A 12343-nucleotide genomic window follows, 5' to 3' on the forward strand; every position below is an offset into this window, starting at 1 on the left:
ACACGGGGTCTATCGTGTTAGCAAACAATTACTACACTGGAGACAAGCATGAGCGCTACAGAAAACCAAGGGCAGGGCACACAGCAGCAGGGACCGGAAGAGTCGCGCGTATTTGAGCCGTCGGCGGCATTTGCCGCACAGGCGACGATTTCCGGCATGGACGCCTATCGCGCCATGGTGGCCGACGCCGAGCGCGATTACGAAGGCTTCTGGGCCAAGCTGGCGCGCGAAAACCTGAGCTGGAAAAAGCCGTTCACCCGCACCCTGAACGAAGACAATGCCCCATTCTACAAATGGTTCGAAGACGGCCTGCTGAACGTGTCCTACAACTGCCTGGACCGCAACATCGAAAACGGCCTGGGCGACAAGACGGCCATCATTTTCGAAGCGGATGACGGCAGCGTCACCAAGGCAACGTATACAGAGTTGCACGAAAAAGTCTGCAAGTTCGCCAACGGCCTGAAAGCCAAGGGCATCGCCAAGGGCGACCGCGTCATCATCTATATGTCGATGTCCGTCGAAGGCGTTGCCGCCATGCAAGCCTGCGCGCGCATCGGCGCCACCCACTCCGTCGTCTTCGGCGGCTTCTCGGCAAAATCGCTGCAGGAGCGCATCATCGACGCGGGCGCCGTGGCCGTCATCACGGGTGACGAGCAATTGCGCGGCGGCAAGAAGCTGCCATTGAAATCCATCGTCGACGAAGCGCTGGCGCTGGGCGGCTGCGACTCCGTCAAAAACGTCATCGTCTACCAACGCACGGGCAGCGACTTGCCGATGGTGGCCGGCCGCGACACGTGGCTGCACGACCTGGTTGAAGGCCAGAGCGCGCAATGCGAGCCGGAATGGGTTGATGCCGAGCATCCATTGTTTATCTTGTACACCTCCGGTTCGACGGGCACGCCGAAGGGCGTGCAGCATTCGAGCGGCGGCTACCTGCTGTGGGCCGCGCTGACGATGAAGTGGAGTTTCGACATCAAGCCCGACGACGTGTTCTGGTGCACGGCCGACATCGGCTGGGTGACGGGCCACAGCTACATCGCGTATGGCCCGATGGCCGTGGGCGCCACGCAAGTGGTGTTCGAAGGCATCCCGACCTACCCGAACGCGGGCCGTTTCTGGGAAACCATCAAGAAGCACAACGTCAGCATCTTCTACACGGCGCCGACGGCCATCCGTTCGCTGATCAAGGCAGCCGACGTGGACCCGAAAGTCCATCCAAGCAACTATGACCTGACGAGCTTGCGCCTGCTGGGTACGGTTGGCGAGCCGATCAATCCGGAAGCGTGGATGTGGTACTACAAGCACATCGGCGGCGAGAAATGCCCGATCGTCGATACCTTCTGGCAAACGGAAACGGGTGGCCACATGATCACCCCGCTGCCCGGCGCCACGCCGATGGTGCCCGGTTCCTGCACCCTGCCATTGCCGGGCATCATGGCCGCCATCGTCGACGAAGCGGGCCAGGACGTGCCGAACGGCCAGGGCGGTATCCTGGTGGTGAAGCGCCCATGGCCATCGATGATCCGCACGATCTGGAACAACCCCGAGCGCTTCAAGGCCAGCTATTTCCCGGAAGAACTGGGCGGTAAGATGTACCTGGCAGGCGACGGCGCCATCCGCAACAAGGACACCGGCTACTTCACCATCACGGGCCGCATCGATGACGTGCTGAACGTGTCGGGCCACCGCATGGGCACGATGGAAATCGAATCGGCGCTGGTAGCCAACCCGCTGGTGGCCGAGGCAGCCGTGGTGGGCCGTCCGGACGACACGACAGGCGAATCGATCTGCGCCTTCGTGGTGCTCAAGCAAGCGCGTCCGACAGGCGAGGAAGCGAAACGACTGGCGCTGGAGCTGCGCAACTGGGTCGGCAAGGAAATCGGCCCGATCGCGAAACCGAAGGAAATCCGTTTCGGCGACAACCTGCCGAAAACCCGCTCTGGCAAAATCATGCGCCGTTTGCTGCGCGTGCTGGCCAAGGGCGAGACGATCACGCAAGACGTCTCGACCCTGGAAAACCCGGCGATTCTGGATCAGCTGAAGGAAACGTCTTAATTGACAGGCCAGTGCCTCCGGAAGGGCCTTGCGCAGCACTGAGGCGCATCCATCCACCGGGCCTGGCCAAACTTTTACCCCAGGGTAAATAACTTTGGCAGTCTGTAGAATCTTTGCTATAATCTGCGGCTTCGCGACAAGCGATATGCAGTACACAATGTGAGCAAGCAAGACGCGCGCGCATTGCCTTCAGGAGAGATGGCTGAGCGGCTGAAGGCGCACGCCTGGAAAGCGTGTATAGGGTAATACTCTATCGGGGGTTCGAATCCCCCTCTCTCCGCCAAAGATACAAATTGGCCAGTTCAAGGAAGTCCAAGAACGTCCACAAAAAACCGTTTTAGCCCGTGCTAAAGCGGTTTTTTTGTATTCTGGCGTCCAGTACTGTCCAGCTGCAGCCAGCAAAAATCGGAGCTAGATACAGATCAGCTTACCCCAAGTCTCGCAACCAAGCCCTCATTCGCCGGTCTAAAGTGATTTCTGACGCATATGCTGAGGAGACCAGCCATGGCCAAGATTATCCCTCCCCTGACCGAGTTCCAGGTCAAAAATGCCAAGCCCAGGCAAAAGTCATACAAGCTGTTCGATGGCGGCGGCCTGTACGTTGAAGTGATGCCCAGCGGTTCGCGGATCTGGCGAATGAAATTCCGTCAATCGAACGGCAAGGAAAATACGCTGACCTTCGGGCCTTATCCGGAAATTTCGATCATGGTGGCGCGTGAAAAGCGCACGGAAGCGCGCCGCTTGCAGCTGCAGGGAATCGACCCCGGCAAGTACCGAGACGACGCCAGGCGGCTCGCCGCCGAAAAAGCATCCAATACCTTCGAGAAAATCGCCCGCGAGTGGTACGCAAACAAGGTGCCAACCTGGAGCGAGCGCACTTCCAAGAACATGCTGCAGCGCCTGGAGGCCGATATTTTTCCACGTATCGGCGACCGGCCGATCACGGAAATCAGGCACCGTGAACTGATTGCCACGCTGCGCAAGATCGAGGAGCGCGGCGCCACCGAGATCGCGCATCGCCTGAAAGCCGTCTGCTCGCAGATATTCAGCTACGCCATCCAGTGCGGCCTGGCCGACCGCAACCTGGTGGTGGACATGAAGGACGTCCTGAAGACCAAGCGCGTTTCGCACTTCGCCGCTATCGATGCCGATGAATTGCCCGTTTTCCTGGACACGCTGGCGCGCAACGAGGCGCGCATGTTCGAGCCGACGCGCATCGCGCTGCGCCTGATGCTGCTGATCTTCGTACGCACCAGCGAACTGATAGAGACGCCATGGAGCGAAGTCGATCTGGAGAAGGGCGAGTGGATCATTCCCTGGCAGCGCATGAAGCGCGGCAAGCTGACCGTCAACCCCGACACGACCAATCACCACGTCTGCCTTTCGCGCCAGGCGCTGGCCTTGCTGCGCCAGCTGCACACCATCACGGGCCGCGGCACGTACCTGTTTCCGAACCAGCGCGACCACGACAAGCCGTTGAGCAACAACACGCTGCTGGTGGCGCTGGCCCGCATGGGCTACAAGGGCCGCATGACCGGCCACGGCTTCCGGGCGCTGGCCATGAGCACCATCAAGGAGCGCCTGGGCTACCGCCATGAAGTGGTGGATCGCCAGCTGGCGCACGCACCCAAGGACAAGGTGGCCAGCGCCTACGACCGCGCCCAGTTCCTGTCTGAGCGCCGCAAGATGATGCAGGAGTGGGCCGACTACCTGGAAGCCGTGGAGCGCGGCGATACGCCGAAGCCAGGCCATCATGGATCGCTGGAACTGGTGTGGCCAGCGCCGCGTCGTTAAGGAGGCAGCCATGCCAAGACGAATTGAACCTCTGACAGAGCAGCAGCTGTTACAGGCAGAGCCTGGGGACAAGCCATTCAGGTTATTCGATGGCTACGGCCTGTATGTTGAAGTCATGCCGACTGGCTCGAAGGTCTGGCGCATGAAATTTCGCCAGAAGGACGGCAAGGAAAATGCCCTGACATTCGGCCACTACCCGGAAGTCTCGTCGGCGCTTGCTCGATGCCGCCGCGCAGTCGCCCGCCAGATGCTGCATGATGGGCTGGATCCGCGTACAGAGTTCGACGCGGCCCATATGCGTCCACCGAAGCCCGTCAGGCGGCATTGCCTGCTTCCAGTTGCCATGGATGATAGAAAGGTAGAGCGCTGCGTAAGCCAGGTTGGCAGGCAAGCGCTGGAGCGGTTGCACGGCCTCGTATTCCCGGCGCTGAGCCGCGTCGTGGCCGACGAAGGCGTGAGAAGCGACATGCAGATCATACTGGAGAAAATCCAGAAGGAGCGCAGCGTAGAGGTGATTGATTTGCTATACGACTACTGCACCGACATCATCTTTGGCTGCCTTGGATTGGGCATTGATGAAGATGATTTGATCGAGGCCATGAGGGATGCCAGGGTGGCACAGCGGCGGAGGTGAACGTCTCTATGTCGCAGGTATCCCGGTATCTCCCCGCTTCATTCGGCTCTGGTCCCTTTGTTGCCGATTGGCCTGGTGCTTGATGAAGTGTCGATTATTGAGCATACCGTGTTTGCAGGTCTGCTGGCCTCGATACACGCTTGCATCCAACGTAGCACTTCGCTCCTGAGCCATGCAGAGGAGCGTCCCTGCAGCTTGACGGGGGCAGGGAAGGTGCCTTCCTTGATGCTCGCATAAACGCTGCTGCGCGACTTGCCGCAGGTTGCCAGCACCTCGCCCAAGCGGATGAAGCGCTCTTCGTCCATGCGAGGTTCAACGCGGCGCTCTTTCAGGTATTCGGCTGTCGCTGCTTTCATGGCGTCCCCCTTCGTGAACCAAAAATGCCAGCGGCAGCACGGGGGCGAATGGCATATGTGGCAGGCCTTGCCCTGCCACCGATTCGTCCTTCGTCGAGACGCGCTCGCAATCATTATTCCGAAAACATGGGTCCAGTATCGAATGCCGTAATCGCTGGTGCAACAAGAATCGGCCTGCGATGCCACTTGGATCAAGCCTGCCGCGCACTTTGTGTGAGATCAAGGCTGGACACAGGAGCGGGTTCGTGGAAGCTTTAGCAGCTAAAAATTCGGCAATCGACAGCGCATTCTTCATGCGATAGATGCATTGGCGCGGCCCCGATTTCATTGGTCCTGTTGCTGTGTCGCCGCCACCTGTGCTTGCGACTGCTGGCATTTCACGCCATCAATACCTGTCAGCAATCGTTTTGACCGCCTCTAGGGGGAGCACTTTCTGTCCACGCGGAAAGGCGCAGCCATCGGAGGAGAAGCGCGCTATTGCCGTGTAGAACTCGTAAAGCAGACTATGAAAATTTGTTGCTGACATTGATCAAGGTCGGCCCAGATGCATGTCAAATGTTCCCACTTGGACGCTGCCTATTGCCGCAGATCAACCGTGCTACTTTCGGCATACATTCCTGCTAAATCTGCTCTCGTACCTGCAAAAAAATGGTTCGACCGAGGTATTACCCGGTGATTAAAGGGTTTCAGTCGCTGCGCAGGGCGGAACTACCGTGCTGGTTTCGGCATACATTCCTGCTAAATTTGCTTTCGTACCTGTAAAAAAATGGTTTGGTCGAAGTTGTGCCCGACGATTTTTGTGGTTTAGTCGCTGTGCGACGCGGGGCAGGATAGGTGAAGTTAGCTAACCTTCGGTTTGCTAACTTCACACCTGCTTATTCGCACTTCGTGCTCAACGGAATACTCCAAATAGGTTCTCGAATGAGCGTGCATTGCTGCACCGTATGCGTGAGTCTGTGTCCGAATGGCATACCTGACCCTGACCTTCCCTGCGTTCACGTTCACCGCTTACAACCTGACGTGCATGGCGACGATCTTTGGCTGGCGTTAATCGGCGGTGGTTGGATAACTCAGTCGATAGAGTACGGGAAGTGCTGAAAAGTACCAAAAATCGGCCTGAAAAGTGGCTGAAAACTGCTCTTTAGGAAAAATGCGGCTTCCAGCCCGAAAAATTCGCATGTGGGGCGAAAAAACCTGAAGGACTGGATGCTTTTTCAACACCCTGCTAGAGCAGGTAAGTTTGGCACTGGGCCAGTGGCATGGCCTATGCTGATCATTGCGGAGTGCAGCCTGTGAAGACTGTGCTGCTTCAACGTACAAGTAGTTAGCGTGGAAAAAGCGTGGGCACGGATCAGCTGCATGCGGTCGTGTCAGGGAAAAAGTTTGAAGTTGGAGCCGCTATGAAATTGATCTGGTCGCGCGGCACCAGCCACCAGGCCGTAAGTTCGCAACAACCAGCGAGTCTCCCCGCCCACTTCGCCACCAACCACCTGACGTCCGTGAAGCGCATAGCGGTTGCTGACCAGTAGCACATCGCCTGGGCGTATTACAACTTCTTCCTTACACTCCGCGCAAGCGCCTTTGAATGCAGTTAGCGCCTCGGTGGCTGCTTCAGAATTGTCCGCTGTCACCCTGGTGTGGCTGAAGCGCGTCGCGAGGTTGCCATCGATGTAATACAAGACCGCGACATTCTCCGCGATGTGCGTTTCGCCGATGGTACGTTGTGTCCCTTTAATGAAAGTTTCCTGCGTGATAATCTCGAACTGTGGCTTTTTCAGCTCGTTGACGTATGCTTCAGAAAGCTGCTTGATGATTGCCGGCAAGGGCATCACCGTAGTCACAATTAAGTCAGGATTACGTAAACCGACAAGGCAGACGACGTCTGGCGACGGAGCAATTTTCGGACGAACCGCGTCAGCTTGACCGCGAGGAGGAAAACTAGCCCCGTCCGTGTGTCCACGCATCTCTTTCTTTGATTTTGTTGCAGTTGTACCGTCACCTGGTATGCCGACCAGGTTGACGAAGAGCGCGCCCTCATTCTCAGAACCATACGAAACAGCTTGTAGCCCAATGACTGCCATTGCCGCGATAGCAGCCGCCTTCGCTCGGAGCACACCTTCAGAGCTTGGTACCGGGAGGAATTTCGACGGAGTTTCGTCTAGTCCCTGCGTTTCAAATGCGTTCGGTAAATGGATGAATACTTCCTGTTGTGCAATTGCGCGCAGTTCACCCACGGTCACGCTGGAAAGCGCAAGTTGTTGCTCTACGAGGGGCAAAATCTGTGCCGTGAATGCCACTGGATCTTCTATGGCCTGGGCGGCGCTGTCGAAATCTAGGTGCTGCCGCCATTCGGCGACAGCGTCCTTGACAGCGGCAGCCAACACTGAGTAGTCCAAATCGCCCCCTTGAATGCTTGATATATTGTTGATACGTGCCTATACTAGCTGTAGACCCCTAAATTGTCCAGCATGCAAATGAAAAATCTTGCCAAATCATCTTCGAAGGACGCGACCCACCTTCTCGGGGAGTGGGCTCGTATTACTAGTACCCTTTACAGCACAGCGAGGTTTGAAGTCGAGCCACGAAGCTCTCTCGTTAGTTGTGCCGTTCTTCTTCCCAATAGGGAAGAGCTGCGCGTTCAAGCACCTAGTCTTGAAGCCGCTGCTATTCAGCTAACGGCCGCCCTTCAAGTACAACTCAAGCATGCTCGCTGTCAAAGTAATTGGGCCCCGGAATGGCAGGCACTACTTAACACGACGAATGCTTCAAGAAAAAGGGAGGCTGAGATGGGAATCCAAGATAAGATGGACGATAAGCAACGAACAAAAGTAAGGCAAGAAACCATTGGCGTGACCTCAAAGAAGTCGCTTTACGAGTTGTTGAGCCAAATCGCCAGCGCTGAGGATAGCTCGATAGCAACAATTGCTCGTTCCCTTGTGAGTGAAGGGTTTAACGATCTCGAGAACAGAATGTTCGATGAAAGCCCTTGTCATCTGTTGGATGAATATGAGCGTCGATTGGATATCCTCGATGGGGCAGAGACAACTCAATGGATGCTTCGATTGAATCGTCATGACTCGTTGAGGCTAAAATTAGTGGCGAAAGAGTATGGCCGATCAGTCTCGCAGCTTGCTGCTATGTGTTTGAATGAAGCACTTCAAGCAAGAATGGCAAATGGGTTCAAAGTTCCTATTGAAGACATTGAGGCGGCTTGGGCTGCCATACAGCGAATCAAAGGTCCTGCGGCCCGAACCCTTTCTGAGCAATTGGGATTTACCAAATCAGGTAGCCCACTTATTAACGGAATTCTTTCAGGAAGAATTGAAGCGCCCACCAAGGTATTCGAAATGCTTTCAAACGTGCTAGATGTATCCGTTCGCGCTCTTAGGCGAGTAACCGCCGAGGCTTTTCAGCTATCCACTGTGCCCTCATTCAAAGCTGGAGATACTAAACCAACAGTATCAGCCATGCCTGAGGCATGGGAAGCTGCCGTTAGATCCTTAAGTTTGCCATCCATCGATACCAACCGACTCCTTCACATAGATGAGTGAACTCGAATGAATCCATTTGAACGGGCTCGATTGGAGGCAATCCGTGTGCGATCAGAGTTGCTTAAGCACTGCACAAATAAGCATCCGAATAGTACCGAACTCCTAGTTAGTGTCGAAAGCGCTTTGTTGCTTGCGATTGAAATCGTGCCTTCAGGATTCGCGGCGCTCGGCGGAGCGATCGCTGTGCTGAAAAGAGATGAATGCTCCATATATGTCCGCAATGACATTCCGCCCCCTGAGCTCGCATATCTCGTCGCTCATGAGCTCGGCCATTTCATACTCGACGCGGACAAGGATGAGCCAACAATTGCATCGTTAGCGTCGCTGACAAAATCTGATGGTACGCCAGCCACCTTAAAAGTAGAAGCGTATGGGGTGCATGAGCGTCAAGAGCTACAAGCAAACGTTTTCGCCCGTGAACTACTCATGCCTCGCGCTTTAGCGAAGCAACTTTGGACCGAGAGTAAAGGGCCGACTAAAATCGCCACTGACTTCTTGATTCCACTGGAGATTGTTCGACAGCAAATGCTGGATGCCGTGTTGCTTCCGGTATTCCCGCCAGCACCTCCCTCAGTGCTTCCTACACCGAGTCCCGATCAAATTGCGGCAGCCACAGCTCCTGAGCGATATGTGAATGTGGTCGCCGGCCCCGGCACTGGGAAGACTACGACTCTTGTTCAGCGTGTCAAACATTTGGTTGATACAGAGGGTGTCTCGCCTAGCAAAATCCTGGTTCTTACGTTCACGAATAAGGCCGCCTTCGAGTTGGTCGAGCGTTTACGGCTATCTGGACTAAATGCTGCAAGCAGTATATGGGCTGGAACATTCCACGCATTCGGACTTGAGTTCTTTCGGAAGTATCATCAACTTTTTAAACTCGAGTCGGAGATAGCGGTCGCGGATACATTGCAAGAAATCTCATTGCTGGTCCGTTCGTTACCCAAGCTGACATTGCAGTTCTATCAACGCCTACAGGATCCCTACGATTGGCTCAAGGACGTCATTTCTTGCATTCACAGGCTTAAGGAGGAGCTTGTTACTCCAGAGCAGTTCAGACAACGTATTAGTGACTTTCCCGACTTATCTGACGAAGTTCAAAAGCAACGACACGATATCGCGGAGCTGTACAGTGCGCTCGAAGTCGCATTGAACGAAGCGCAAATGGTCAGCATGTCCGATCTTGTAATGAGGACGGCTATCAAGTTACGCGATGATCGTAGTGAGGTTGCTCAATTTGCGAATCAATTCGAGCATATTCTGGTGGATGAATATCAGGATGTGTCAGAAGCGATGGTGGTACTTGTCAGACAAATAGCTCTAAAGTCTAAGTCATTATGGGTCGTGGGCGATGTTCGCCAAGCGATTCATCATTGGCGAGGCGCTTCTGTTAAGAGCCTTCTACGCTTTGAACAATCATTTAAATCTGATCAGTCTCAGACTGCACGCAAGTACCCATTGGACTCCAACCGCCGCAGTTCGGCGGAAATCGTTAAACTATTTAGTCACGCTGGCACGTTACACGTCTTGGAGCAGTATCTGCCGCTTGATCAGCTAACCGCGACTAAGGGGGCCAGTGGCATAATCCCGGAATTGCTTTCCTGTTCAACCAAGTCAGCAATTGCGAATGGCATCCGCGATAGAATCAATATGGATAAGGGAGCTGGGATTGAGTACCGTGACCAAGCAGTTCTTTGCAGACGCGCCGCGGATGTAGATGTTATAGCGACCTTTCTGAGAGATTCCGGTGTGCCAGTATTCCATATCGGCGACGTGATGCGACGTGTCGAAGTGAAGCGATTTCTCTGTCTAATGCAATTATTAGTGGAGAGAGAACCCAAGGCGCTAGTTGGTTTAACCACGGAGCCCGCCTACAGTCTTCCTATCGTAGATATCCACTGCCTAATCAATTATTCACGGCAGAACATGGAATTTCAGCGAGGGCGCTGGCTTGGAAAAAAAGTTCAAGGGCTTTCACCAAGTGGCATAAATGCGGCAGCCGCGATAGCGCAATTACTTAAAGGTTTATCACGAAGCAGTAGTCCCTGGGCTTTCCTTTGTCATTTGATGCTTGAGCTTCGTTTTGGCCTACCCAATGATAACGACGTTTCTATAGATGCACAAACCCAACGGATCGCACTCTGGCAATTTGCCTACTCCATCCGCAACGGGGATGGTGATGCGCGTCGTATGAATCTATCGCGCTACTTGTCAAGACAGCAGTTGCGACAAAGAATTGGCGAGACTTACGGCGATAAGCAGCTTCCAGCAGAGGCAAGCTTCATGAATGCAGTCCGTATCATGACTGTTCACGGAAGCAAAGGCTTGGAGTTTGAAAGCGTGCATGTCGGCTACGTGGACGATGCATCGTATGGGGCTGCTAAGCCTACGTGGAATTTACCCGGCGGAGTAGAGGAAATTCTTTCGCCAGAGATTCTTGGAAGTACCGCTACTGAGTTTGACTTTGAAAACGCGGTGGAAAGAAATAACTTGCTTTATGTTGCACTGTCCAGAGCCAAGACTCGCCTTCATCTATATGAGAGTGTCGAATTTGGTACTAAGGATCGCCCCCTTCAATTACAGAGACTGCCAGCGGAATTTTGTAAGATGCTTCCGTATGGACTTCCTCAAGCAAAGCAGACTACGCGGCTGTTCGTGCCGGCCGCAGCTCAGTCGAGCATAAGCTTCGATGATTTTGAAACTTATGTTCGTTGCCCTCGCCAGTACTACTACCGACACAAACTTGTCCTTACATCTGAGCTTGAGCTAGACGTTTCGGCTCGAGCCAAGCGAGCTATTAACCAAGCACTTATCTCCTTCGCGAAAGGAGGAAACGCTCAAGTCTGCTTCGATACAGCTTGGTCAAACAACCGCCTCCCAGTACACGCTGAAGATCCTGGCTTATTTTGTGATGCCGTCTCGGTATGTAACCAGGGAATGAGTCTTGTCAGTTCCCTTGGAGGAAGAATTATCGAAGGTGGAATGGCCAGATTAGCTGGTCTCTACGTTCAGCTACCTTGGATAGTTCATTCTCCACAGGCAGGTAACCACTTGATTAGGATTACTTCCTATGGCGCTACGAAAACAAAGGATTTGCTTCGTCCATTAATTTTAGATGCTCCCACCTTGCCCCGAACATCGTTTACCGTGAGAACTTTGCTTATGCCTCGCGAGATCGACGTCCCAATTAGCAAAGCGCCCGAAAAGACCGCAGCATATAAAGCATGTTTAGGTATATTGGCCGAAGACTACACGCCGAATCCCAGCGCAGTCTGTGGGCGCTGCGCATTCTCAACTATCTGCCCAGGTTTTCCTGTCGTGTGAAAGCTCGAACTCAAGGAGGGCGTTACACTTGATCTTTCAAGCGTTAGTCTGGTGCGTCCAGCATGGAGGCACTCTTGTGGATACAACTCCCGCCGTGAGCTGGTCACAGCGAACGAAGTGAAGCGTAACTGCAGAAAGGCGATCGACCGTGGAGAGGAAGCGTGGAGCGAATCTGCGAGCCGATGGTAAGCGAGGTGTCTGCAGCCTGGAAATCGAGCAGCTCAAGCGCATGCACTTCGGTCGCAAGTCGGAAAAGATCGACCGCAAGATCGAGCAGCTTGAAACCCGCCTGGATGACCTGATCGCAGAGGATAGCGTCAGCAAACAGGAAGTGCCTGCCGCCGCCGCGCCCGCGTGCGTCAGGGCGGCGCGTCAGCCGCTGCCGGAACACCTGCTACGAACCCGATGAGACGGTTTGCGTACCTGGCGCCGGTCAAACCACCGACACAATCATTTTGACTCCTTAGCTCGAATGGATATTTTTTGTTGCATTAATTCATGGTGCAGGTAGGCAACTTTTTGGTAAGGGCATCGTTGGGGGCATTCTTCAATCTACCATCCGTCGAAATCAGCGTAAGCGTCAAAGCAGGGCCGTCTTTACGAGGGCTGTCCCTACCAGCATGATTTGAGGT

Annotated in this window: 8 protein-coding genes and 1 tRNA gene; 7 read left to right on the forward strand and 2 right to left on the reverse strand. The window is 54.5% G+C overall.

The annotated features are described in order from the left end of the window. Positions 1 to 48: 48 nt before the first annotated feature. From acs to K0F85_RS16400, 4 genes are all read left to right on the forward strand, one after another. Entirely contained in the window at positions 49 to 2055 is a 2007-nt protein-coding gene (gene acs / locus K0F85_RS16385) for an acetate--CoA ligase (protein WP_219117034.1), read from the forward strand. A 192-nt stretch (positions 2056 to 2247) separates the two neighbouring features. Next, a tRNA-Ser gene (locus tag K0F85_RS16390) sits at positions 2248 to 2338 on the forward strand. A gap of 221 nt (positions 2339 to 2559) precedes the next feature. Beyond that, complete coding sequence (locus K0F85_RS16395) at positions 2560 to 3849, forward strand: integrase arm-type DNA-binding domain-containing protein (protein WP_219117035.1); 1290 nt, start codon at positions 2560 to 2562, stop codon at positions 3847 to 3849. Between the two features lie 10 nt (positions 3850 to 3859). Then, a complete protein-coding gene (locus K0F85_RS16400; RefSeq protein WP_219117036.1) occupies positions 3860 to 4483 on the forward strand; it encodes a DUF4102 domain-containing protein in 624 nt (207 codons plus the stop codon). Between the two features lie 38 nt (positions 4484 to 4521). Here K0F85_RS16400 and K0F85_RS16405 read toward each other — a convergent pair whose 3' ends face one another. Both K0F85_RS16405 and K0F85_RS16410 read right to left on the reverse strand, forming a co-directional pair. Next, positions 4522 to 4839, reverse strand: coding sequence for an AlpA family transcriptional regulator (locus K0F85_RS16405; RefSeq protein ID WP_219117037.1), 318 nt, complete (start codon positions 4837 to 4839; stop codon positions 4522 to 4524). A gap of 1370 nt (positions 4840 to 6209) precedes the next feature. Further along, complete coding sequence (locus K0F85_RS16410) at positions 6210 to 7235, reverse strand: TauD/TfdA family dioxygenase (protein ID WP_219117038.1); 1026 nt, start codon at positions 7233 to 7235, stop codon at positions 6210 to 6212. A 78-nt stretch (positions 7236 to 7313) separates the two neighbouring features. Here K0F85_RS16410 and K0F85_RS16415 point away from each other — a divergent pair, with 78 nt between their 5' ends. The 3 genes from K0F85_RS16415 (at position 7314) to K0F85_RS28830 (ending at position 12120) form a co-directional block, all read left to right on the forward strand. Then, positions 7314 to 8390 (forward strand): hypothetical protein, encoded by a 1077-nt coding sequence (locus K0F85_RS16415; protein ID WP_219117039.1) that lies wholly within the window; start codon positions 7314 to 7316, stop codon positions 8388 to 8390. A gap of 6 nt (positions 8391 to 8396) precedes the next feature. After that, a complete protein-coding gene (locus K0F85_RS16420; protein WP_219117040.1) occupies positions 8397 to 11711 on the forward strand; it encodes a UvrD-helicase domain-containing protein in 3315 nt (1104 codons plus the stop codon). Positions 11712 to 11940: 229 nt separating this feature from the next. After that, positions 11941 to 12120, forward strand: coding sequence for a hypothetical protein (locus K0F85_RS28830; protein ID WP_374198724.1), 180 nt, complete (start codon positions 11941 to 11943; stop codon positions 12118 to 12120). The last annotated feature ends 223 nt before the right edge of the window (positions 12121 to 12343 follow it).

Source organism: Janthinobacterium sp. UMAB-56, assembly GCF_900095265.1.
GTDB lineage: Bacteria > Pseudomonadota > Gammaproteobacteria > Burkholderiales > Burkholderiaceae_D > Janthinobacterium.

Coding starts and splice junctions, on each gene's coding strand:
- K0F85_RS16400 (WP_219117036.1), top strand. CDS start 3,860: ATGCCAAGACGAATTGAACCTCTGACAGAGCAGCAGCTGTTACAGGCA.
- K0F85_RS28830 (WP_374198724.1), top strand. CDS start 11,941: ATGCACTTCGGTCGCAAGTCGGAAAAGATCGACCGCAAGATCGAGCAG.
- acs (WP_219117034.1), top strand. CDS start 49: ATGAGCGCTACAGAAAACCAAGGGCAGGGCACACAGCAGCAGGGACCG.
- K0F85_RS16420 (WP_219117040.1), top strand. CDS start 8,397: ATGAATCCATTTGAACGGGCTCGATTGGAGGCAATCCGTGTGCGATCA.
- K0F85_RS16395 (WP_219117035.1), top strand. CDS start 2,560: ATGGCCAAGATTATCCCTCCCCTGACCGAGTTCCAGGTCAAAAATGCC.
- K0F85_RS16405 (WP_219117037.1), bottom strand. CDS start 4,839: ATGAAAGCAGCGACAGCCGAATACCTGAAAGAGCGCCGCGTTGAACCT.
- K0F85_RS16415 (WP_219117039.1), top strand. CDS start 7,314: ATGAAAAATCTTGCCAAATCATCTTCGAAGGACGCGACCCACCTTCTC.